General features: G+C 45.1%; 16 protein-coding genes, 3 tRNA genes and 3 rRNA genes. All 22 read right to left on the bottom strand.

Annotated features, from left to right (window positions below):
• Positions 1–146: 146 nt before the first annotated feature.
• The gene (locus tag KCTCHS21_RS00575) at positions 147–1691 is read right to left on the bottom strand and encodes a glycosyltransferase family 39 protein (RefSeq protein WP_130604644.1); all 1545 of its coding nucleotides are present in this window, start codon (positions 1689–1691) and stop codon (positions 147–149) included.
• A 32-nt stretch (positions 1692–1723) separates the two neighbouring features.
• Positions 1724–3829 carry a cyclic di-GMP-binding domain-containing protein, MshE-related gene (locus KCTCHS21_RS00570; RefSeq protein ID WP_408621749.1) on the bottom strand — a complete coding sequence of 702 codons (2106 nt, stop codon included), beginning with the start codon at positions 3827–3829 and terminating at the stop codon, positions 1724–1726.
• Positions 3807–5177, bottom strand: coding sequence for a sugar phosphate nucleotidyltransferase (locus KCTCHS21_RS00565; protein ID WP_331871596.1), 1371 nt, complete (start codon positions 5175–5177; stop codon positions 3807–3809). The genes KCTCHS21_RS00570 and KCTCHS21_RS00565 overlap by 23 nt, the downstream gene beginning before the upstream one ends.
• Before the next feature lie 330 nt (positions 5178–5507).
• Positions 5508–6605 (bottom strand): hypothetical protein, encoded by a 1098-nt coding sequence (locus KCTCHS21_RS00560; protein ID WP_130604643.1) that lies wholly within the window; start codon positions 6603–6605, stop codon positions 5508–5510.
• Positions 6606–6737: 132 nt separating this feature from the next.
• Positions 6738–7643, bottom strand: a complete 906-nt coding sequence (locus KCTCHS21_RS00555; protein ID WP_130604642.1) for a YitT family protein — start codon at positions 7641–7643, stop codon at positions 6738–6740.
• A 144-nt stretch (positions 7644–7787) separates the two neighbouring features.
• Positions 7788–7937 carry a small acid-soluble spore protein P gene (locus tag KCTCHS21_RS00550; protein ID WP_130604641.1) on the bottom strand — a complete coding sequence of 50 codons (150 nt, stop codon included), beginning with the start codon at positions 7935–7937 and terminating at the stop codon, positions 7788–7790.
• 15 nt (positions 7938–7952) lie between these two features.
• On the bottom strand, positions 7953–8129 hold the full coding sequence (locus KCTCHS21_RS31325; protein ID WP_170211416.1) for a hypothetical protein: 177 nt from the start codon (positions 8127–8129) through the stop codon (positions 7953–7955).
• A 14-nt stretch (positions 8130–8143) separates the two neighbouring features.
• The gene (locus tag KCTCHS21_RS00545) at positions 8144–8491 is read right to left on the bottom strand and encodes a hypothetical protein (protein ID WP_130604640.1); all 348 of its coding nucleotides are present in this window, start codon (positions 8489–8491) and stop codon (positions 8144–8146) included.
• Positions 8492–8598: 107 nt separating this feature from the next.
• Positions 8599–8687: transfer RNA gene (locus tag KCTCHS21_RS00540), tRNA-Ser, on the bottom strand.
• A gap of 76 nt (positions 8688–8763) precedes the next feature.
• Complete coding sequence (serS, locus tag KCTCHS21_RS00535) at positions 8764–10047, bottom strand: serine--tRNA ligase (protein WP_130604639.1); 1284 nt, start codon at positions 10045–10047, stop codon at positions 8764–8766.
• A 32-nt stretch (positions 10048–10079) separates the two neighbouring features.
• Complete coding sequence (gene pdxT / locus KCTCHS21_RS00530) at positions 10080–10664, bottom strand: pyridoxal 5'-phosphate synthase glutaminase subunit PdxT (RefSeq protein ID WP_130604638.1); 585 nt, start codon at positions 10662–10664, stop codon at positions 10080–10082.
• A 108-nt stretch (positions 10665–10772) separates the two neighbouring features.
• Entirely contained in the window at positions 10773–11654 is an 882-nt protein-coding gene (gene pdxS, locus KCTCHS21_RS00525; protein WP_130604637.1) for a pyridoxal 5'-phosphate synthase lyase subunit PdxS, read from the bottom strand.
• A gap of 77 nt (positions 11655–11731) precedes the next feature.
• Positions 11732–13072, bottom strand: a complete 1341-nt coding sequence (locus tag KCTCHS21_RS00520) for a D-alanyl-D-alanine carboxypeptidase family protein (protein WP_130604636.1) — start codon at positions 13070–13072, stop codon at positions 11732–11734.
• Positions 13073–13201: 129 nt separating this feature from the next.
• Positions 13202–14659 carry an IMP dehydrogenase gene (guaB, locus tag KCTCHS21_RS00515; protein ID WP_130604635.1) on the bottom strand — a complete coding sequence of 486 codons (1458 nt, stop codon included), beginning with the start codon at positions 14657–14659 and terminating at the stop codon, positions 13202–13204.
• Between the two features lie 151 nt (positions 14660–14810).
• Positions 14811–16037, bottom strand: a complete 1227-nt coding sequence (locus KCTCHS21_RS00510; RefSeq protein WP_130604634.1) for a putative glycoside hydrolase — start codon at positions 16035–16037, stop codon at positions 14811–14813.
• Positions 16038–16390: 353 nt separating this feature from the next.
• Positions 16391–19308, bottom strand: a 23S ribosomal RNA gene (locus KCTCHS21_RS00505).
• Between the two features lie 161 nt (positions 19309–19469).
• Positions 19470–19545 (bottom strand) — tRNA-Ala (locus KCTCHS21_RS00500).
• Between the two features lie 26 nt (positions 19546–19571).
• A tRNA-Ile gene (locus KCTCHS21_RS00495) sits at positions 19572–19648 on the bottom strand.
• Between the two features lie 68 nt (positions 19649–19716).
• A 5S ribosomal RNA gene (gene rrf, locus KCTCHS21_RS00490) occupies positions 19717–19833 on the bottom strand.
• A 116-nt stretch (positions 19834–19949) separates the two neighbouring features.
• Positions 19950–21506, bottom strand: a 16S ribosomal RNA gene (locus tag KCTCHS21_RS00485).
• Together the 16S, 23S and 5S rRNA genes with 2 tRNA genes alongside form the textbook arrangement of a ribosomal RNA operon.
• Before the next feature lie 404 nt (positions 21507–21910).
• On the bottom strand, positions 21911–23422 hold the full coding sequence (lysS, locus tag KCTCHS21_RS00480) for a lysine--tRNA ligase (protein WP_130604633.1): 1512 nt from the start codon (positions 23420–23422) through the stop codon (positions 21911–21913).
• Positions 23423–23566: 144 nt separating this feature from the next.
• Positions 23567–24043, bottom strand: coding sequence for a transcription elongation factor GreA (gene greA, locus KCTCHS21_RS00475; RefSeq protein ID WP_130604632.1), 477 nt, complete (start codon positions 24041–24043; stop codon positions 23567–23569).
• Between the last annotated feature and the right edge of the window lie 120 nt (positions 24044–24163).

The raw sequence follows: 24163 nt of genomic DNA, 5'->3' as shown, positions 1-24163 counted from the left end.
ATGTTATAGGTTCTATCAGTTATTTTGATAAAGGTAATAATTCCAAAGAGAAACTTAGCGCTTTAGTCAGTATGTAGAGGTTCAAAACAACCCCATTACATCAAAATAAAGCCCCTCATCCAATAGTATTGGGAGGGGCTTTTTCACTAGTGATTCACCTTATACAATTTCCAATACCCATTGAACTCTTTATACAACGTAGCCCATTCTGCTCCTTGATCATAAAGATTAGGATATTTTTGATTTACAGCGTCTAATGATAATACCGCTTGAGGATTAGGCAGTAATATATAATCGATTTTGTGCTCTGTTGGCTTTTCAAGCGAGTCCTTAAAGTCATGATCACTTGTAATAACATAGTTTTTAGGATGTTTACTTCCCATAATGATTCGGAAGCTAGAAAATGAATCCGTTAATATCATCTGATCAGATAAATTTTCGTTAATATATTTTGTTGCTGCCGTGCCGGCTTCTTGTTCTATAAACAACTTATTATGGCGGAATGCTTCATATTCATCAGACGCTATCTTTGGATTATTCATCATTACTCCCATAACTAACGTACTAACAAGCAACCCCATGATTAGCAACGTCGAACCAATCTTGCGAAATTTCATTTGGCTAATCTCGTACGGAATCCAAATGACCACAATTGGAAAAGCATACATGTAATAACGAATCCATGCCGCAGTCCCTCCTTTGAGCAATAAGATTACCTGCATGAAAGGAATGGAGAAGGCCATAATGAGCAGTAAGAGAAAATCCCATCTGAGTAAACGACGCTCAAAAATACGGATGACGAATATGATAACAAGCGGTATAGAGAAATACCAAAGCCTTTCTGAAACAAAGATCAATGTGGGAATTGGGTTATTGACCAGGGATGTAAACTTCTCGTCATTCATTAACAGCTCGGCCTGTCCTAAATTACCGTAAGCAGATGTCAAGAAATACAAACCATCGCCCATAATCGTGTAGTTTAGGAACATCCATAACAATCCCGAGAAAACAACAGGCGTCAGTAAAACCGTCCACGTTCCTTCCACTTGCTGCAGTCGTTCCTTCGCAGAGTCCTGTTTGTTCTGTAGGATCCAAATCAAAACAGCAATCGCTAAAGCAACTCCAAAAAACACCGTTTCATAACGCGTCCAAAAGGCAAATGATAGAGCAATTGCAGCTATTACCAATGACCTCGAACCATCATTACGCATCCAGATAAGAATCTGTATAACCGCTAAATTAATAAAATAAATAAAAATGACCTCTGTTAGTCCATTAGCTCCGTAATAAAAAATATATGGATTAAACGCATATAGTAGGGCGATTACTAAACTCAACCATCTATTTAATCCGAAATTCATACCTGCTTTCACGATTAAAGCTGCCGTTAAGGCTGCAAATAAGCTTGAAACAATAACTGCAGCAAGCCCTTCTGAGGCTAGTGCTGGAAATAAGGGATAAAAAACAAGAACTATCATTTCCATAAAACTCGGAAGGGGATTCCACACGAATCCAATATTCGCAAGACTTGGCTCGCGGCTATATAGGACATAGAAAGCATTAGCTACGCGACTCGAGGCATCACCGGACATAAACCCATATATGGAGGTCAAGTAATAGCCAACTGCAAATTCTAATATTAAAACCACAATAAATATACCGTAAATCGGTTTTTTCCACGCAGAAGTCATTCCACTTCACCTATTCCATTAATTATGATTGTCTACATCCCCTTATCGACTGTCGATTCTGTAAGGTGTGTATCCGTTGTGGCGTGTCCATGCGTTGTTTTCTCCCAATAGAACGGCTTTGTTATGAGTTGAATAGCCGCTTTAATCGCTGCAATACTCATTAGCACCCAGTAAATAGGCGACAATAACGTATATTTAATTAGAGAAAATGAGAACACCTTATTTCCCTTTTCATGTAGCTCTTTTGTAACCCAATAAATACCGACAGTAAGACTGTAAACAAATATAAAATTGCCGATGAATAGCTCAAATGCAGCAAAGTAGTAAATCGGACCTGGGAAGAATAAAGGGATAAATTCCACCTTGGCCAAATACCAAAGTAAAAGCATCGTCCAAAATATAGGATTCAACAAAGGTAGTAGCGGAGTAGCAAGCACCATTGCGTGAAAACCGAAAAAGCCTTTCGGTCCCAAATCACGCCAAAGCTGAACAGGATTTCGCATGTGTACGAGCCAAGTCTGCATATAGCCCTTAATCCATCTTGATCTTTGTCTTATCCAATTCCCTACTCGGCTTGTCGCTTCTTCCCATGTTCGGGAATCAACAATAGCTGTCTTATAGCCTTCTTTGTATAGTCGAATGCCTAAATCTGCATCCTCGGTTACATTATAAGGATCCCATGCATTAATTTTTTTCAAAACATCTGTCTTAAAGTGGTTTGAGGTTCCCCCCAAAGGGATAGGTATGTCGAGTTTCATGACACCGGGCAATAGCAGTTCAAACCACATGCTATATTCATGTGTAAACCAACGAGTCAGTAAATTTTGGTTGCTATTAAAATAATTAAGCTTTGCTTGGATACAACAGCAATTATCCGGACTTGCTTGGAAAGCGAGATATACCTTCTTTAATTGATCAGGATCTGGACGATCTTCCGCATCGTATATAACGACATATTCGCCTCTTGCCCTGATCAGTCCGTAATTACAAGCTTTTGGTTTGGTTTTAGGTAAGCTGTGGGGAACAACAAGAACAGTAAAATACGGAGGCAGCTTTTTCATTTTAAGCAGCTGCTGCGCTTCTACATCATCCTCTTCAATTAACAACCTGACATCCAGCTTAGATTTGGGATAATCAAGATTCTCAATGTTATTGAGCAGCATTGGAATGATATTACTTTCCTTATATATGGGAACTAGAATGCTATAGATGGGTAGTGATCGCTCATCTATGGCTGCAATTTCTTCATCAGTGAACCGGAGCTGTGACGTTTTCCTTGCTCCAAAAATAAGGATAGAGTACTTAAATACAGACATGATTAAGTAACCTATCTGAATACCAATATTCAATATTATTAATGTCCAGAGCCAATTCCATAATAGTCCGCCGACCAACAGTACACACGACAAATAAAACCCAATTCTCTGACTCAAGGTGAACGTAATATGTGCAGAGTTCTCAGGTCTTTCAAAAATAAGCTTTTCTGTACTCTCCTGGAGAAGCTCTTCAACGTAAACCTCTTTCCAAAAAAACTCCATCTCATCTCGAGTGGCCATTACTTGTTCCACAGGTTTTCCTAGGTGCTCCTCTAATTCCGCTACCTGCTCTGAGGTTAAAATCGTACTAACCGCTATCAAATATCGATTGAAGTCTCTATTAATGACAACTGCATTATAGGATCGAGCCATTGCTTCAGGTAATTTATCCTCCTTCTCGAAGGAAAACTCCAATCCAATCCGACCAATATTATTCTGAGTCGCAATTGCACGATACAATCGGTCAGGCTCTATAAAGCGTAGCGATAATAAAATATCTCCGAGAATTCCGCCACTTTTCTGCTGGAACGCAAGCGCATGGTCCAACTGCTCTTGGGAAATCTGACCTGTGCTCACTAGCATATCACCTAGTCGCCCTTTAACTGGGACTTGCTGTGTAATACGTTGAATGAGATCACGATCTACACCATGGAGCTCTGCAATAATATCGCCCAATCTTCCGCCAAGCTTCGTCTGGTAGTCAATGGCCTCCTGTAGCTGAGCCTCAGTAATAACACCTTCCTCTAAAAGGACATCTCCAATCCGTAAAACCTTCATCCAGTGTTCGTCCTTTCTTCTACTACCGGCTTTCATTCCATCCATATTCGTACCTTGTCACATCTTCTTCGCTGACCGTTTTACCAATTTGAACTTCTATTAAATCAACAGCCTCTGTCGCTCTAATGGCATGTTTCGACCCCGATTGAATATGAATGACATCTCCCGCACTCGCACGAAACCGGCTTCCATTAATCACTACCTCAGCCATACCACTGATAAAAGTCCATATTTCATCACGATGGGCATGAATTTGATAGCTAATATTTTTGCCTTGCCATATATGAACTCTTTTAGTCACAACTTGCTGACCTGAAGGGTTATTTTCCACATCAATTACCCGGTACCAGCCGTATATAGTTTCCTCATACATAGGACGCGCTGAAACATTCTGTATCAAGTCTTTGAGCTTTGTACTTAATTCCTTATCTGCAACTAGAACTCCATCCGGACTTGCAACAACTACTGCATTAGAAATCCCCATCACAACAACTGGAACCTGTAGTTCGTTTATTACGTGTGTATTTAGGCTATCCTCACTTAAAATACCTTTCCCATTAAGCTGATTAGGCATTTTCTCTGTCCACTCGTTCCAAGTCCCTAGATCATTCCATCTGCCATCATAGCGTCGAACGTCAATATTCTTTTCCTTCTCCACTACTTGGTAATCAAAACTAATCGATGGCATTAGGTGATATTGCTCTAGAAGGCTCTCATACTGCGTAGGCCAATTATCAGCTTCTAGCATCCGAAGAATATAGCCTAGACGGAATGCAAAAACACCACAATTCCATAAAGCACCACGGCTGATCAAATCTATTGCTTCATTCATAGAAGGCTTCTCAACAAATCTATCTATCTTTAAAGTCTTTGAATCTGTTTGGGTAGGTTCTACGAGCATATAACCAAACTTTTCAGAAGGGTGAGTAGGTTTCAAACCAATAAGTCCGATTTGTGCTTTCGATGACTCAAAATCAAGCGCTAATTGTTTAATCGAGGCAAAGAAGCCTTCATCTGCATCAACATCTACTGGCATCACTACAATGACTTCGTCATCCCCCACATTCTCCTTCGAATACAGAAAGCTTGATGCTAGACAGATAGCAGGGAATGTATCTCTTTTAACAGGCTCGAGAATAAGAGGAACTTTATCTCCAAGCTGTGATTGAATCACATCTTGCTGTATCCTACCTGCAGCAATAACCGCTGAGCTAGCGAGATCAATCTCGCTCAAATGTGTCCAAACTCGCTGAATCATGGAAGTATTGAAATCGCCATCAAAATTGTCATTATCCATTACTTTAATAAATTGTTTTGAGCGATAATCATTGGAAAGGGGCCATAGTCTTTTACCAGATCCACCAGATAAGAGTATTATTCTAATAGCATTCACCTTCTATAGTTTGAAATGATCAAAGATTCACTGTAATTCAACGACTACGTGGAATGCATTTTATATGTTATATAATGTAAATTAAAGAGATTTTTATAATGAATATGCTATAAATATAGGACTTTAGTCACCGTTATAACTTATACTTTGACAATAACCTATAAGAAATGTTTATCCAACAAGTAATAAAATGAAACACATGAAATTTTTTCTTCTCAGATCCTTTTTAAAGAACGACAAAAAAACCTTCATTGGCATGAAGGTTCTGGCTGACCTAATACTACGAAAAAAGCCCCTCTAATGTTAGCAGGGGCTTTTAATTGCTATAACTTAAAGACTATCATCGAAGCTTTCTCCACCAAACATACCGCCCATTTGCTCAAGCAGCTGCTCCATGCTAATTACATTGTCGCCCTTCGGCTCGCCTTCAAACTTCACTTCTTTATTGATATCTGATAACTGGGAAACAACCTTAAAGCCAAAGCTGCCAGTCGCTTCTTCAGACTCAATTGCCATACTGAAGCTTGCATCTGTATATACTGGGTAGTTCTTCTTATCAAAACCGTAATTAACTTTAAAATCTAGTTTTTTAAGTTCTTTCTTTATCTCAGCGAAGCCTTCTGCAATTTCCCCATCTTTAACTTCAGCTAAAGCTTTCTTTGCATCATCTAAATCTTCCTGCTTCAACTGAGTGAGCTCAAGATATTCCTTATTTTTGGAAAGAAGATCAAGAACCTCAGGCGCAATTTTATCCACTATTGTAGTGAAAAGAGGCTCAATCTGCGATTGATCTAGGTGCAATTGCACAACTTGCTTAACATCAACAACATCTGCAGGTAAGCCCGCTTCTTTCACTTTCACAGAAGACAAATATTTCTCTTCTTCAATATGCTTAAACACGATATCCGTAATCTCTTTAACAAACTTCTGCGACTTACTTACATCCATAGTTGGAAGCTTCTCGCCAGCCATCTCTTCTAGCTTCTTCAAGTCGAACTCGATGAATTTGCCTGTTATTTCTTCAGGGATTGGCAGCATAGGGATGTTCGGTACTTTAACCCAAACCTTCTCAGCAGTTATTATGATTGGAATCTTGAACGTAACAGCAAGATCCCCTTGAAGTGCAAATTGAAGATTAATTTCCGTCATCATAGGGTCAGCACGATAAGCGCCGGTCCATGAAAGCTCCGCACTCTTAAATAAATTTAGGATATAAGCAGCTTCGCCAGCTTCCATTTCTTCGTCTGGGAAGTTGAAATCCTCAATTTTCATTTGACCTTTGAAACTGTAAGATTTAAGATCTGCTGATTTCGAGAGCGACTCTTGTAGTGCTTTTTTAGGCGATGTCTCTTTGGTACAACCGCTGAGCACAATCGCAAATACTAGTAGGATAGATACAATAGTAAAGCTTACTTTATTTTTAAACAAAATTGACAAACCCCTTCCAAATATCAATTGACCTTATTTTCAAACAAAGTCCATTGTATCTCAATTCAGGAATTGGGAAAAGACTTTCTTTGTTAAATTTTTGCTAAAACAAGTTAAATTCCATATTTGCTGTTAATGAATGTCTTTTTTCTTGAATCTTCCACCTTTAACATCGTGAATATTACCTACGGCTAAGAAAGCGGTTGGATCAAGCTCATTTACAATTGATTTTAGCTTCGTTTCCTCTAGACGTGTTATGACGCAGAAAATGACCTTTTTCTGATCGCCAGCATAACCACCCTCACCATGTAGTAAGGTAACACCCCGACCAAGACGAGCGTAGATCGCATCTCCGATATCTTTATGAAGATCACTAATGATCCAGCATGATTTAGACTCGTCGAAGCCTTCCAATGTAAGATCGATAACCTTAAATGCAATGTAATAAGCGATCAAAGAGAACATTGCGCGATCCCAGCTATAGACGAAACCAGCGCTTCCTAGAATGAAGAAGTTGATAAACATAACCGTCTCACCAACGGAGAAGGGTAGTTTTCTATTGAGCAATATGGCGACGATCTCAGTTCCATCTAAAGATCCACCAGCCCGGATAACAATACCTGTTCCAGCACCAAGGAAAATACCGCCGAACACCGCTGCAAGGAAAATATCATCTGTGAAGGCTTGGACGGGATGTAATAGGGTAGTAGAAATGGATAATACGATAACACCGAGTAAGGTGGAGAATGCAAATGTCTTACCTATCGTTTTGTAGCCTAGAATGAGGAAGGGAAGGTTAAAGAGGAAAAGAAAAACACCTATAGGTATTTTGGTTAAATACGATGTCATAATGGAGATACCTGTGATGCCTCCATCAATGATAGAGTTGGGTACAAGGAAAATTTCCAAAGAAACCGCAACTAGAATAGCACCTATAATAATGAAAATAATGCGGCGCGCAAGCTCCAAGGGGGTTTGCTTGTGATGGCGGATCTGATTAGTTGCGCCGGGTGGCAGTATATCGGTAATATCGGTCATGAACAAGTCCTCCTATATTAATATATTTTAATTATACCAATGTAGATACTTGGGGTAAACTAATGAGAGCTTATCTCCCAAAATAAAAGTCAATATTTTGACCATTTTAAAATAATAAACCCCGGCTTCCCGCCGGGGCTTTTATTAACCTTCTGCGTTATTGTGTCTCGTGTGGTTTTGATTTTTAACCGACTTTGACCCGGATAAGGGCTCATTGGGCTGATGCTCCACCTCTGAGCTCCTACGACTGTGATCAGCAGGCTGTGGTACAGGCTGTGTCTTTGGCTTACTCATGTAAGAAAGCCTCCCTTACGATTTAAAGTGATTAAGATCAGTTGAATGGTCATGATTGAGCGCATCCTGATGACGGCGATCGTTCTTCTTCTGCTGCACTTGCTGTGCTTGATGTGAATTAACAGGAGATTGCTCCAGTTCTTCCACCACATTACTGAGGTTCTTGTCCTCGGAACCACTTGAATGAGACACTTCATGACCTCCTTCTAAGAGTGCGTATAATGATGTAGCGCCTGAGCAGTTTCATGCAAGTGACGACGATAATCTACGATTAGCTCCTGCATGACATCAGTACGTTCGTCCACCGTCTGGCCATCCTTCTCCACATCAGTCAATTGAATATCGATTTCACGGCTATCTACATACTGGACCGCAAAATCAAACTCAAACATCTGATGCCCGGCTGTCTTAATATGCACCCGTAGCGTACGAGAATCGGCCTCGTCCGCCACCACCTCTGCCTTGTCGCCCCCATGCAGTCGCTCTGGAAGTGTTTGTTGCCAGGCTTCTGCTAAATCCTGCTGCGGAACAGCTAGTTCTTCATTCGTTGACATAATGAGCACCTCCACCTTCGTTAGGTTGACCCATTGCAACATTCTTATTCCAGCATATCTAAAAAACCGATCCAGTTTCCCGGATCGGTTTCGACTTTGAGATAATATGGCGGAGAGGGTGGGATTCGAACCCACGTGAGCTTGCACTCTAACGGTTTTCAAGACCGCCCCGTTATGACCGCTTCGGTACCTCTCCACGTCTGGCAGATGACTTTACCGTGAAGGTTGAGCCGATACTGCCAAGCTATTGTATCACATACGATATAGGGATTTCAACCCCTATGTTTAATTAATTCAATTCCACCCATATAAGGCTTTAATACTTCAGGAATTTTAACCGATCCATCATCCTGCTGGTAATTTTCCAGGATAGCCGCAACAGTTCGACCTAGAGCAAGACCAGAGCCATTAAGCGTGTGGACAAATTCTGGCTTAGCCCCGTTCTCAGGACGGTAACGGATGCCTGCTCTACGCGCTTGGAAATCCTCGAAGTTGGTACAGGATGAAATCTCACGATAGGTTCCTGCACTCGGAATCCAAACTTCTAAATCGTAGGTTTTCGCTGAGCCAAAGCCCATATCCCCTGTGCATAACGCCAATACTCGATAAGGCAGCTCAAGTAGCTGAAGAACACGCTCTGCATGGCCTGTAAGCTCCTCTAGCACCTCGTAAGACTTGTCAGGAGCAACCAGTTGAACCATTTCCACCTTATTGAACTGATGCTGACGAATCAAGCCCCTAGTGTCCCGTCCGGATGCACCTGCTTCAGATCGGAAACAGCCACTGAATGCTACATAAGATTTAGGAAGCGAGCCCAGTGATAATATTTCCTCACGATGCAAATTCGTAACCGGTACTTCTGCAGTCGGAATAAGGAAATATTCTGTCCCTTCAATTTTGAACAAATCCTCCTCGAATTTAGGAAGCTGTCCGGTACCGACCAGACTGTCTCGATTGACAATGTAAGGTGGCAAAATTTCTTCATATCCATGCTTATCGGAATGAAGATCCATCATAAAATTAATTAAAGCCCGTTCCAAACGAGCGCCTAAGCCTTTGTAGAAAACGAATCGCGAGCCCGTAACCTTGGCCGCCGCTTCGAAATCAAGAATATCAAGATCTAAACCGATATCCCAATGGGCCTTAGGATCATATTCGAACTGCCGAGGCTGTCCCTCAACACGCACGATCACATTATCCTCTTCAGATGCGCCAATAGGCACGCTCTCATGCGGTACATTCGGAATCGCGAGCAGAAGGCTGTCCATCTCTACCTCAATCTCACGAACCTCATCATCCAAAAGCTTAATTCTATCGTTCACATTCCGCATCTCGGCAATTAAATCATCTGCATTCTCGCCGTTTTTCTTCAGCTTTGCAACATCCTGCGAAACGACATTCCGGCGATTTTTGAGCTGTTCGCTTTCGGTAAGCTTCTCTCTACGGCTAATATCTAGCTCGGGAAACCCAGCGATCAGATCCAAAGATGCTCCGCGGTTCGTTAGTGCTTGCACGACTTTATCATACTCATTGCGGAGCAATTTAACGTCTAACATAATATAATTCCCCTTTCCCTAATTAGGGATGGTTATAGGTGGGCAGCTCTTGCTTCTTGTGCCATTCGAATGAACAGCTCATGAAGACGATAATCGTCCGTCAGCTCAGGGTGATAAGAGGAAGCTAGAAGGTTTCCTTGCTTAGCCGTAACAATCTCACCTTTGTATTCTGACAATACTTCTACCTTATCGCTGACCTGTTTTATTAAAGGCGCACGAATAAACACCGCACGAAGGGGTGTATCGATTCCTTTAACGTCCAGATCGGTCTCGAAGCTCTCCCGTTGCCGTCCGAAAGCATTGCGGGCTACCGTCATATCCATTAAGGCAAGGTGTGGCTCTTCCACGCCTTCTAGACGCTCTGCCAGCACAATGAGCCCAGCACACGTACCGAAGATAGGTTTACCTTGGTTTGCAAATTCACGAATGGCCTCAATGAAGCCATATTTACGCATTAGCTTACCTATAGTTGTACTCTCGCCTCCAGGAATGATGAGTCCGTCGATCTCTGACAGCTGCTCAATTCTTTTGACAGGAATACCTTGACCACCTGCAAGCTCAATACTCCGAATATGTTCGGCTACTGCTCCTTGCAACGCCAGAACTCCGATGTTCATGACTGTTCCTTCTTCCGCCTAGTTATAAATCTCGAACGGCCTCCAATTGGAAGCCGCTCGATGGTTAAGCTCATTTGATCAGCAAATATATATATGAATTTCTTTTACTTAAATACCGCGATCTTGCATCCGCTCTGTGGAATGAAGCTTGGAGATTTCAATCCCTTTCATTGGAGCACCCAGATCCTTAGATACGCGAGCAATTAGCTCGTAATCTTCGTAGTGAGTTGTCGCTTCAACAATAGCGCGAGCAAATTTTTCTGGGCTGTCGGATTTGAAAATACCTGAGCCAACGAATACGCCATCTGCACCTAAATGCATCATGAGTGCTGCATCAGATGGGGTAGCAATTCCGCCTGCTGCGAAATTAACAACAGGAAGGCGACCATTTGCATGGATGTCCAACAACAAATCATAAGAAACTCCCAGAATTTTAGCTTCGTGGAAGAGCTCGTCCTTCGACAAGTTTTGGATACGACGAACTTGTCCTGTAATAATACGCATATGACGAACGGCTTCAACAATGTTGCCTGTTCCTGGTTCGCCTTTAGTACGAAGCATGGATGCACCTTCTTGAATACGGCGCAAAGCTTCTCCAAGGTCTTTAGCTCCACATACGAATGGAATTGTAAATAAGGATTTGTCGATATGATAAACTTCATCCGCTGGTGTGAGCACTTCGCTCTCATCAATATAATCGACTCCAAGGGATTCTAATACCTTGGCTTCTACATAATGGCCAATACGAGCTTTAGCCATTACAGGCACGCTTACCGCTTTAATAACTTGCTCAACTAACTCCGGGTTGGCCATACGAGCCACTCCGCCTGCTGCACGGATGTCAGAAGGGACTCTTTCTAATGCCATGATTGCAGTCGCACCAGCTGCTTCAGCTATTTTCGCTTGCTCGACGCTCATGACATCCATGATAACGCCGCCTTTTTGCATTTCGGCCATGCCGCGTTTAACTTTCGAAGTTCCAGTTTCCATGTTTATAAGCCTCCCGAAGATTCTAATCTTAGATTTTACATGAAGTGTCATTAATAGGCAACCACTTATGTCGGAATTTAGAAAAGATCTACAATTCCGTGAAACAGTCCTGAGAAAAAGTTGCCGATTGCGCGGAAAAATAAACGCCACCAGCTAGCTTTATTAACATCTTCTGAGGCAATCAAATCAATGGTTACAAGCTTGTCTTCTTGCGTTGATGGGTCTTTATATTTATAAGTGACCGTTCCCACTTTATCGCCAAGTTTAATTGGAGCAACTAGCGGGTCCTGCGTACTTTTCACTTCTTCAATTACGGGCTCCACTGCTTGCCCTTTAGGTACCATGATCGTTATATCAGTAGCAGTCACAACTTTCAGCTTCGTGGATTTCCCCTTTTTCACCTTTAAAGTTTCGTGCTCAGGGATAATCGCTTTTGCTTGGATGACTGTTTTCTTCTCGAACTTCTGGAAGCCATAGTCGAATAGCTTAGCCGTTTCTAAAAACCGCTTACCATCATTGACTCCACCAGGCACTCCCATGACTACAGCTATCAGTCGTGTACCATTTTGTAAAGCCGTTCCTGTGAAGCAGTTCCCTGCATTACTTGTATGTCCTGTTTTCAAACCATCTACGCCAACATAAGCGAATTTGCGAAGACTAGGAACATCTTTATTGCTTTCCAGCATCCAGTTTACGTTCGATATTGCTGTCTTGTCTCTCTTACGAAACTTGTAGGATTGAATTTTGGACGTTTCCAGAAATTCTGGCTCTTCCTTCAGTATATGATAAGCGAGAATCGCCGAATCTTTAGCTGACATAACCGTTTCGCCCTCTATAGAGGAAGGACGGTACTTTTCAGGCATATCTGCGCGATCAAGCCCAGTTGAGTTAACAAAGTGAGCTGTTGTCATCCCAAGCTCTTTGGCAGTTTCATTCATCAATACAGCAAATGCTTCCTCAGATCCGGCAACCGATATCGCCAATTGAGCAGTAGCATCATTAGCCGAACCAACTGCCATCGCAATGTACAATTCCCTTATCGTATGTTCGTCGCCTTCTGCCAGAAAAATTCGACTGCCAACTTGTTTAGCGGCACCTTCAGTAACCTTAACCTTTTCATCCCAAGACAGCTTGCCTTGCTTGACCGCTCTAGAAACCAAATACTCGGTCATCATCTTAGACATACTCGCTGGAGGTCTAGCAGTTTCTGCATCTAATTGGTACAATATTTGACCCGTTTCGGCATCCATTAGAATGGCTGATTTCGCGTTTAACTGAGGAGCTCCAGAAACTTCATCAGCAGCAGAGGCGAAGGAAGAAACGCCAAACACAAAGAGAAGATTAATGAGAACGATAACGGCAACAAACCGCTTCGTAACGAATACTTTAGGCAATGACAGTAGATGATGACGATTCAACGCATTCTCTCCTTTTTCGATAAAATTCCTTCGCCCTATTGTAACATAGGAGTAGGCAAAGGAAAAAGCCGAAGGTCAGATTGCTTCCTGTCCCTCGGCTCCTCTATAGGGCTCTTACCCAAACAGGATTTACATGGAATAATTCGGTGCTTCTTTCGTAATTTGAACGTCATGCGGATGACTCTCACGCAATCCAGCTCCAGTAATACGAACAAATTCTGTATCGTTTTTCAATTCTTCGATTGAGCCCGTTCCACAATATCCCATACCGGAACGAAGGCCTCCAAGTAACTGATGAATGGTATCCTTAAGTGGGCCTTTGTAAGCAACGCGGCCTTCGATACCTTCCGGAACAAGCTTGCTCTCATTCTCTTGGAAGTAACGGTCTTTACTGCCGTCTTTCATTGCTCCGATAGAACCCATACCCCGGTAGGACTTATAACGACGACCCTGATAAATTTCCGACTCTCCTGGGCTTTCTTCTGTACCTGCAAACAAGCTGCCCAACATGACAACACTGGCGCCTGCCGCAATGGCTTTAGTAACTTCTCCGGAATATTTAATTCCACCATCAGCAATGATTGGAATATTATATTCACGAGCTACTGTTGCGCAGTCATAAATTGCCGTAATTTGGGGAACACCGATACCAGCAATAATACGCGTCGTACAAATCGATCCCGGACCGATTCCTACCTTAACGACTGATGCACCAGCTTCGATAAGATCTCTTGTAGCTTCGCCTGTAGCCACGTTACCTGCAATAATTGTGAGATCTGGGTATTTGTCACGTAGCTTACGAACCATAGTTACGATATCAATATGATGACCATGCGCTGAATCAACAACCAGTACGTCAATACCTGCTTGAACCAACGCTTCTGCCCGTTCGACAGTATCTTTGGAAACGCCCACTGCTGCGCCGACTAATAGACGACCGTGGTTGTCCTTAGCCGCATTCGGGAACTGGATTGCCTTCTCGATATCTTTAATGGTAATAAGACCCTTCAGGTTGTTCGACTCATCAACAAGAGGGAGCTTCTCGATCTTATGCCGCTGAAGGATACCCTCAGCTTGCTGAAGTGTCGTTCCTACGGGTGCTGTAACCAAGTTATCATGCGTCATAACATCTTTAATTTTAATGGAGAAATCATGTACAAAGCGAAGGTCACGGTTAGTAAGAATCCCCACTAGCTTTCCTTCATCATTAACAATGGGAACACCAGAAATGCGATATTTACCCATTAATTCTTCAGCGTCATAAACATGATGCTCGGGTGTCAGCGAGAAAGGATTGGTAATAACTCCGCTCTCGGAACGCTTAACGCGATCCACCTCTTCCGCTTGCTGAGCTACCGACATGTTCTTATGAATAATTCCAATACCGCCCTCACGAGCTATTGCAATCGCCAATGCTGCTTCCGTTACTGTATCCATCCCCGCACTGATCAACGGTATGTTAAGCTTCACCGAAGGACTAAGCACTGTTGATACATCTACGTCCCGAGGAAGAATGGATGATTTACGAGGAACGAGTAGCACGTCATCAAAAGTAAGTCCTTCTTTAGCGAATTTCGTTTGCCACACAGTTATTTACCCCCTTTGCCGAAATGCTTATCCGGCTAATATCTCCGATTGATTATCGTCAATCTTAGCAGAGGCAACATAGGCTGTCAAGCACATTCGAATGCCGAGATCCCGCACCATGTAAGCGTTTTTTGTCGCGCTGCTCTCATGCTTATGTGCTGAATTTGGGATATCTACTGGCAGAATTCCATATCATATAGGAATTAAATCCAGCTTTTCTCGCCGCAAGGATCTGTTCGCGAATTTGTGCTGTCCCATATTTCTGATGAGGGTGTATCCAACCGGCTGTAAAGCCTTGTAACCATGGACGAACTTCTGCCGTCGCAAAGCCCTGTTCATTGAGCTTGTGATTACGTTTTGCTGTATCCGATAAAGCACGTTTAATAATAGCACCAGGGCTTAAATCGGGATTGTCGATGCCCCACATTCCTTTGGAGTAATGAGAAGGATATATCATTGGTGAGATGACATCAATCTCTCTGGCTATGGCATCCCACTTCTGACCAATCTTCATGTCATCGTTCGTAGACCCCACCATACCGAATACATCTGCTGACACACGCACCCCGTATTTGTGCGTCCGTTCATTGGCTCGGTGGAGAAACCGGCGGATGGCCTCGCTCTTACTCCACCCTTCCTCATTCGCATAAGCGACCTCTCGATCCACTTTAGCAGCATTTTCAGGGAACCTTACATAATCGTATTGGATTTCGTCAAAACCGATCTGAGCAGCACTCTCAGCCAATGCAAGTGGATATTCCCATGCCTCTTGCTTATAGGGGTCAATCCAGGCATTACCACTGCGATCTCTCCATACCTTTCCGTTTTTGCGCTTCAGGCTCCATGAAGGGACGGCATTAGCTAGCTCGGGATTTTTGAATGTAACGAGCCGCGCAATTAAATAAATGTTCTGCTGCTTTAATTTCTTAATGACTTCAAGGAAATGCTTGGAGGAATTTTTATTTGAAAAGGTAAGCAGCTTATTGTAGCTTTTATTGTGGCTGGATTGGGTCGGTATCGACAATGTGATTCCGCTGTTAATGTCTATTACCATGGCATTTAGCTCGGTTTGATTAATAAGGTCAACCAGATCATCGATCCTTTTACTGTTCGCAACATGGGAGGTCACATAGATAGCTCTTATAGGTTTTGTTGAAGTCATTAGGGGCACTGAGCTTGCATCATCCTGATTGCTTTTTTTTATTTTTTTTACGTTTTGTACTTTCGGATCAATGACATTTTTGTGAAAAGTACGATTTTTATTTTCCTTCTGCCCCAACTTACCGGATTTGGTATTACTGCAGCCAACCACAATACAGATCGTAACGACAATTAGTAATAAAAATTTAGCCGATTTAACCATTCGTTTTTTCTTCATTGGTGGATTATTGCCTCCCAAATACAGAGTAAAGGTATTGTTTGCATTTGGAGGGTTTGTGTAACGTCTAAGATTGTGGAATCAGTGGGATATCCTTCATTGTAAGGCTTCACTTAACAGCGGAACTTAAGGAACAGAGGGTTTAGTTTAAAACAAAAAAAGCGTCCCTTAGCTAGGACACTTCCGTAAAATTACATATAGACTATATGCTCGCACGCCAATCTGGCTACGAGCCACAATGCTACAACAGACAATGACAAGCATTGTGTTGTAGGCTTGCGCCTTGAAAACTGGATGCGAAACAAAGCAGGAAGAAGAGTGGTGGTCTTGCATGTTACAGTTGTCTATTCGCTTAGGATAAGCCCTCGACCGATTAGTACTCGTCAGCTACACACGTTACCGCGCTTCCACCCCGAGCCTATCAACCTGGTGTTCTTCCAGGGGTCTTACGAATTGGGAAATCTCATCTTGAGGCAGGCTTCGCGCTTAGATGCTTTCAGCGCTTATCCCTTCCGCACTTGGCTACCCAGCGATGCTCCTGGCGGAACAACTGGTACACCAGCGGTGCGTCCATCCCGGTCCTCTCGTACTAAGGACAGCCCCTCTCAAATTTCCTACGCCCGCGACAGATAGGGACCGAACTGTCTCACGACGTTCTGAACCCAGCTCGCGTACCGCTTTAATGGGCGAACAGCCCAACCCTTGGGACCTACTTCAGCCCCAGGATGCGATGAGCCGACATCGAGGTGCCAAACCTCCCCGTCGATGTGGACTCTTGGGGGAGATAAGCCTGTTATCCCCAGGGTAGCTTTTATCCGTTGAGCGATGGCCCTTCCATTCGGTACCACCGGATCACTAAGTCCGACTTTCGTCCCTGCTCGACTTGTAGGTCTCGCAGTCAAGCTCCCTTATGCCTTTGCACTCTGCGCGCGATTTCCAACCGCGCTGAGGAACCTTAGAGCGCCTCCGTTACTCTTTAGGAGGCGACCGCCCCAGTCAAACTGTCCGCCTGACACGGTCCTCCTACCCGATAAGGGTAGTGAGTTAGAACTCCGATACGATCAGGGTGGTATCCCAACGGCGCCTCCAGTGAAGCTTGCGCTCCACCTTCAAAGGCTCCCACCTATCCTGTACAGACCGTACCAAAGTTCAATATCAAGCTACAGTAAAGCTCCATGGGGTCTTTCCGTCACGTCGCGGGTAACCTGCATCTTCACAGGTGCTAAAATTTCACCGGATCTCTCGTTGAGACAGCGCCCAAGTCGTTACGCCATTCGTGCGGGTCAGAATTTACCTGACAAGGAATTTCGCTACCTTAGGACCGTTATAGTTACGGCCGCCGTTTACTGGGGCTTCAATTCATAGCTTCGGGTTGCCCCTAACCACTCCTCTTAACCTTCCAGCACCGGGCAGGCGTCAGCCCGTATACTTCGCCTTACGGCTTCGCACAGACCTGTGTTTTTGCTAAACAGTCGCTTGGGCCTCTTCACTGCGCCCCCTCGTGCTATTCACACTACCGGGGCACCCCTTCTCCCGAAGTTACGGGGTCATTTTGCCGAGTTCCTTAACGAGAGTTCTTCCGCGCGCCTTAGAATTCTCATCTCGCCCACCTGTGTCGGTTTGCGGTACGGGCACCTTCTCCTGGCTAGAGGCTTTTCTTGGCAGCGTGGTACATGACCTTCGGTACTGTGATTTTCCCTCCCCATCACAGCTTGAGGTATTAGAGTGCGGATTTGCCTACACTCACCTCTTACTGCTTGGACAGACTATTCCATCAGTCTGCGTCGTTCTCCTCCTGCGTCCCCCATTGCTCATAACGGATTACGGTACAGGAATTTCAACCTGTTGTCCATCCACTACGCCTTTCGGCCTCGCGTTAGGTCCCGACTTACCCTGGGCGGACGAACCTACCCCAGGAACCCTTAGGCTTTCGGCGGACAGGATTCTCACCTGTCTTTTCGTTACTCATACCGGCATTCTCACTTCTATGCAGTCCACCAGTCCTTACGGTCTGACTTCTACCCGCATACAACGCTCCCCTACCCAAGACACCTAAGTGTCATGCCATAGCTTCGGTGGTGTGTTTAGCCCGTTACATTTTCGGCGCAGAGTCACTCGACCAGTGAGCTATTACGCACTCTTTAAATGGTGGCTGCTTCTAAGCCAACATCCTGGTTGTCTTCGCAACTCCACATCCTTTCCCACTTAACACACACTTGGGGACCTTAGCTGATGATCTGGGCTCTTTCCCTCTTGACAACGGATCTTAGCACTCGCTGTCTGACTCCCGAGTATACATACATGGCATTCGGAGTTTGACTGGACTTGGTAACCCTTGGCGGGCCCCGCACCCAATCAGTGCTCTACCTCCACGATGCTTTACCTCGAGGCTAGCCCTAAAGCTATTTCGGGGAGAACCAGCTATCTCCGAGTTCGATTGGAATTTCTCCCCTACCCCCACGTCATCCCAGAACTTTTCAACGTTCACGAGTTCGGGCCTCCAGTGCGTGTTACCGCACCTTCACCCTGCACAGGGTAGATCACACGGTTTCGGGTCTACGACCACGTACTTATTCGCCCTATTCAGACTCGGTTTCCCTTCGGCTCCGCCTCATCAGCTTAACCTTGCACGTGAACGTAACTCGCCGGTTCATTCTACAAAAGGCACGCCATCACCCCTAGATCGGGCTCTGACTTCTTGTAAGCGCACGGTTTCAGGTTCTTTTTCACGCGCTCCCGCGGTGCTTTTCACCTTTCCCTCACGGTACTGCTTCACTATCGGTCGCCAGGAAGTATTTAGCCTTGGCAGATGGTCCTGCCGGATTCCCACGGGGTTTCTCGTGTCCCGCGGTACTCGGGATCCGTCTCGGAGAGAGGGTACTTTCGGCTACAGGGTTTTTACCTTCTGTGACGGGCCTTTCCAGACCTCTTCGCCTAATACTCTCTTTTCTTACTCCATGTGAGACGTCCCACAACCCCTAAGAGCAAGCTCTTAGGTTTGGGCTTCTCCGCTTTCGCTCGCCGCTACTGACGGAATCACTTTTGTTTTCTTTTCCTCAGGGTACTTAGATGTTTCAGTTCCCCTGGTGTGCCTCCAACGACCTATGTATTCAGTCGAGGGTAACTACCCATTACGGTAGCTGGGTTTCCCCATTCGGAAATCTCCGGATCAAAGCTCACTTACAGCTCCCCGAAGCATATCGCTGTTCGTCGCGTCCTTCTTCGGCTCCTGGCGCCTAGGCATCCTCCGTGCGCTCTTATTAGCTTAACCAACTGCAACCGTTAACGTTAGACGAAGTCTAATGTTCGGTTGTCAGTACATAATTAGACACTAGTAAGGCATAGATGATACTACTCTTCTTTCGCGCTTTGTTTCGCTATCCAGTTTTCAAGGTACAAACGAGCGACCAAAGGTCGTCTCTGAAAGTCTCATGGTGGAGACTAGCGGGATCGAACCGCTGACCCCCTGCGTGCAAGGCAGGTGCTCTCCCAGCTGAGCTAAGTCCCCATGGGTTATAAAGTTTCAAGAAAAGATGGTTGGCCTTAGTGGACTCGAACCACCGACCTCACCCTTATCAGGGGTGCGCTCTAACCAGCTGAGCTAAAGGCCAATATGTGCGCCCGATGCTGCTGGCTATGTTCCTTCCTTACCTCTACAAGCAGAGATAAGAAAAGCCCGGCTTGGCGACGTCCTACTCTCCCAGGACCCTGCGGTCCAAGTACCATTGGCGCTGGAGGGCTTAACGGTCGTGTTCGAGATGGGAACGCGTGGAACCCCTCCGCCGTTGCCACCAAACCGGCTTTCTAAAGAAAGAGTGTATTGCTCTTTCAAAACTGAACTTGAGCGTAAGAAACGAATTTGCCATCCTACCGAAGTAGCTATGGACTTTTATAACCCGAAGGGTTCCTTAGAAAGGAGGTGATCCAGCCGCACCTTCCGATACGGCTACCTTGTTACGACTTCACCCCAATCATCTACCCCACCTTCGGCGGCTGGCTCCCTTGCGGGTTACCCCACCGACTTCGGGTGTTGTAAACTCTCGTGGTGTGACGGGCGGTGTGTACAAGACCCGGGAACGTATTCACCGCGGCATGCTGATCCGCGATTACTAGCAATTCCGACTTCATGCAGGCGAGTTGCAGCCTGCAATCCGAACTGAGACCGGCTTTGTTGGGATTGGCTCCACCTCGCGGTTTCGCAGCCCGTTGTACCGGCCATTGTAGTACGTGTGTAGCCCAGGTCATAAGGGGCATGATGATTTGACGTCATCCCCGCCTTCCTCCGGTTTGTCACCGGCAGTCAACCTAGAGTGCCCAGCTTAACCTGCTGGCAACTAAGTTTAGGGGTTGCGCTCGTTGCGGGACTTAACCCAACATCTCACGACACGAGCTGACGACAACCATGCACCACCTGTCTCCTCTGTCCCGAAGGCCGCCTCTATCTCTAGAGGATTCAGAGGGATGTCAAGACCTGGTAAGGTTCTTCGCGTTGCTTCGAATTAAACCACATACTCCACTGCTTGTGCGGGTCCCCGTCAATTCCTTTGAGTTTCAGTCTTGCGACCGTACTCCCCAGGCGGAGTGCTTAATGTGTTAACTTCGGCACCGAGGGCATGATACCCCCAACACCTAGCACTCATCGTTTACAGCGTGGACTACCAGGGTATCTAATCCTGTTTGCTCCCCACGCTTTCGCGCCTCAGCGTCAGTTACAGTCCAGAGAGCCGCCTTCGCCACTGGTGTTCCTCCACATCTCTACGCATTTCACCGCTACACGTGGAATTCCGCTCTCCTCTTCTGCACTCAAGTTCCCCAGTTTCCAGTGCATCACGGGGTTGAGCCCCGCACTTAGACACCAGACTTAAAGAACCGCCTGCGCGCGCTTTACGCCCAATAAATCCGGACAACGCTTGCCCCCTACGTATTACCGCGGCTGCTGGCACGTAGTTAGCCGGGGCTTTCTTCTCAGGTACCGTCATCAGATGAGCAGTTACTCTCACCCTTATTCTTCCCTGGCAACAGAGCTTTACGACCCGAAAGCCTTCCTCACTCACGCGGCGTTGCTCCATCAGGCTTTCGCCCATTGTGGAAGATTCCCTACTGCTGCCTCCCGTAGGAGTCTGGGCCGTGTCTCAGTCCCAGTGTGGCCGTTCACCCTCTCAGGTCGGCTACGCATCGTCGCCTTGGTGAGCCATTACCCCACCAACTAGCTAATGCGCCGCAGGCCCATCCACAAGCCGCAGATTGCTCCGCGTTTCCCAATTCGACCATGCGATCAAATTGTTTATCCGGTCTTAGCATTCGTTTCCGAATGTTATCCCGATCTTATGGGCAGGTTGCCTACGTGTTACTCACCCGTCCGCCACTAACCAAGTTTAGAAGCAAGCTTCTAAACAAGATCCGTTCGACTTGCATGTATTAGGCACGCCGCCAGCGTTCGTCCTGAGCCAGGATCAAACTCTCCATAATAGTGAAGCCGAAGCTTCGTATTAAAGAGCCTTTGAGGCTCAATCTTTACAACTGGTTTGTCTTCCGATAACCGAAGTTATCTTCCAACGATTTGTTCGTTTTCTTACGCTCAATGTTCAGTTTTCAAAGAACAATTCGTGTTACTGTTTTGCTTGTTTGTGCTGCGCCCTCTTGAAGCGGCTTAAATAATATATCACAGCCTACAACACGATTGCAACCCCTTTTTCAAATTCTTTTTTGTTTTTATTACACCCCTATGTTTAGCCACTTTCAGCACCTTGCATAAAGCGCGACGGAGTGTGATAGCCACCCCTAAAGATACCCCTCCTCAAGCCTCCCCTAGAGAAGCCCTTAAATACTAAAGAGGCATCCACAGCAGGGTGCCTCTTTAGTAACTAAATGTATTATTCGCCAGCTTTGTCTCTCATATGCGGGAAAAGCAGAACGTCTCGGATAGAAGGTGCATCGGTAAGCAGCATAACCAATCGGTCAACCCCTATACCTAATCCACCCGTTGGGGGCATTCCATATTCCAGCGCACGGATGAAATCGTCATCCATCTCATGAGCTTCGTCATTGCCCGCTTCCTTTTCCGACATCTGTGCTTCAAAACGCTCGCGCTGATCTATCGGATCATTAAGCTCCGTAAATGCATTAGCGTGCTCTCTAGCCACAATGAACAGCTCGAAACGGTCGGTGAACCGTGGATCTGATTCTTTTTTCTTAGCCAAAGGTGAAATCGCAACAGGATGTCCCGTTACAAAAGTAGGCTGAATCAAAGTATGCTCGCAGAAGGTTTCGAAGAACGCATTCACAATATGCCCGAACGACATGTGCTTCTCAACAGGAACCTTGTGTTCCTTAGCTATCGCATGTGCTTCTTCATCCGTCATTTGGACCGTAAAGTCCACACCAACTGTTTCACGGATAAGCTCAGTCATCGATACCCGGCGCCAAGCTGGCGTAAGATCTACTTCTTGTCCTTGGTAAGTAATCTTAGTTGTCCCGTGAACCTCTTTGGCAATATGAGCAATAAGCTCTTCAGTCAAACGCATGATGTCCTCATAGTCAGCATAAGCCTCGTATAGCTCAATCATCGTAAATTCTGGATTATGGCGTGTTGAAATTCCTTCATTACGGTATACGCGGCCAATCTCGTACACTTTTTCCAGGCCGCCTACGATCAATCTTTTCAGATGGAGCTCAATTGCAATTCTCATATAGAGCTGCATATCGAGTGCGTTGTGATGGGTAACGAAAGGACGGGCAGCAGCACCACCGGCAATAGAATGCAAGGTAGGCGTCTCTACTTCCAAATACCCGCGATCATCCAAATAGCGTCGCATCGATTGAATAATACGCGAACGGGAAATGAATGTTTTCTGCACATCTGGATTAACAATCAAATCAACATAACGTTGACGGTAACGCTTTTCTACATCCTTCAGACCATGGAACTTGTCCGGCAATGGGAGCAATGATTTAGTCAAAATCTCAAGATCATGAACCTTAATCGATGTTTCGCCCGTATTCGTTTTGAACACAACACCCTTAACTCCGATCATATCGCCAATATCAAGTAAGGTGAATGCTTGGAACTTGTGGCTAGGAACAGAATCCTGACGAACATAAATCTGAATTCTGCCACTTAGATCCTGCAAATTCGCGAAAGAGGCTTTACCCATTCCACGCTTAGTCATAATCCGGCCAGCTAGGCTAACTTCAAGCCCGATTTCATCGAGCTCTTCCTTCGAATTTTCCGAGTACTTCGCCATAAGATCGCCCGCATGATGCGTCCGATCAAACTTCGTTCCGAACGGATCAATCCCCAAAGCGCGAAGCTCGTCCAACTTATTGCGTCTAATTTGTAGCAATTCACCTAATTCAACCGTTTCGGGCTGTTCTGTATGTTCCATGGTTTCGTTCTCCTTTATTTCTTTTCTTTAACGTGCAAGCATTATGCGTTATATACGTGCAAAAAAGCTTCCGTAGGAAGCTTTTGAGCATAGAGAGCAGCATTCAGGTTTTATATTACGCCTTATGCGGGTTAGCCGCCATTGTTAAATCTTGATATCGACAATTTTGTATTGAATGATACCCGCAGGGACGTTCACTTCAACCGTCGTGCCTTTCTTCTTGCCAATAATCGCTTTGCCTACTGGACTTTCATTGGAAATCTTATTGTTCAACGGATCAGATTCAGCCGTTCCAACAATTGTATATTCCATATTATCGCCGAATTCTAGATCTTCCACGACGACTTTAGAACCTATGCTTACCGTTTCCAAATCAATTTCATCATTATTGATGATACGAGCGTTGCGAAGCATCTTCTCTAGTGTGATGATGCGACCTTCGATAAAGGCTTGCTCGTTCTTCGCGTCCTCGTACTCGGAGTTCTCGCTGATGTCGCCATATCCAATAGCAACTTTAATGCGTTCCGCAACTTCGCGGCGTTTAATGGATTTAAGAGTTTCTAATTCCTCTTCGAGCCTCTTCAATCCATCTGGGGTTAGAAGCACTTCCTTATCGCTCATCTCACCGATCTCCTGTCATGGGAAAAATTTTCAGCGTTGCTTATCAAATATATGGTCGGTCACCGCTGACATGACATCCAAATAGATGCTTGCCTACGATTTTCCTGTTGCTCGGGCGAA

It is taken from the genome of Cohnella abietis (assembly GCF_004295585.1).
Lineage (GTDB): Bacteria > Bacillota > Bacilli > Paenibacillales > Paenibacillaceae > Cohnella > Cohnella abietis.
The sequence above is the reverse complement of the archived record's forward strand: the minus strand, read 5'-3'. Positions and strand labels throughout refer to the sequence as shown.

Bases quoted from the DNA above. Each gene is read 5' to 3' on its own strand.
- KCTCHS21_RS00575 (WP_130604644.1), bottom strand. From the start codon at position 1,691: ATGACTTCTGCGTGGAAAAAACCGATTTACGGTATATTTATTGTGGTT.
- KCTCHS21_RS00570 (WP_408621749.1), bottom strand. From the start codon at position 3,829: ATGGATGGAATGAAAGCCGGTAGTAGAAGAAAGGACGAACACTGGATG.
- KCTCHS21_RS00555 (WP_130604642.1), bottom strand. From the start codon at position 7,643: ATGACCGATATTACCGATATACTGCCACCCGGCGCAACTAATCAGATC.
- KCTCHS21_RS00550 (WP_130604641.1), bottom strand. From the start codon at position 7,937: ATGAGTAAGCCAAAGACACAGCCTGTACCACAGCCTGCTGATCACAGT.
- KCTCHS21_RS00545 (WP_130604640.1), bottom strand. From the start codon at position 8,491: ATGTCAACGAATGAAGAACTAGCTGTTCCGCAGCAGGATTTAGCAGAA.
- serS (WP_130604639.1), bottom strand. From the start codon at position 10,047: ATGTTAGACGTTAAATTGCTCCGCAATGAGTATGATAAAGTCGTGCAA.
- pdxT (WP_130604638.1), bottom strand. From the start codon at position 10,664: ATGAACATCGGAGTTCTGGCGTTGCAAGGAGCAGTAGCCGAACATATT.
- pdxS (WP_130604637.1), bottom strand. From the start codon at position 11,654: ATGGAAACTGGAACTTCGAAAGTTAAACGCGGCATGGCCGAAATGCAA.
- KCTCHS21_RS00510 (WP_130604634.1), bottom strand. From the start codon at position 16,037: ATGAAGAAAAAACGAATGGTTAAATCGGCTAAATTTTTATTACTAATT.
- lysS (WP_130604633.1), bottom strand. From the start codon at position 23,422: ATGGAACATACAGAACAGCCCGAAACGGTTGAATTAGGTGAATTGCTA.
- greA (WP_130604632.1), bottom strand. From the start codon at position 24,043: ATGAGCGATAAGGAAGTGCTTCTAACCCCAGATGGATTGAAGAGGCTC.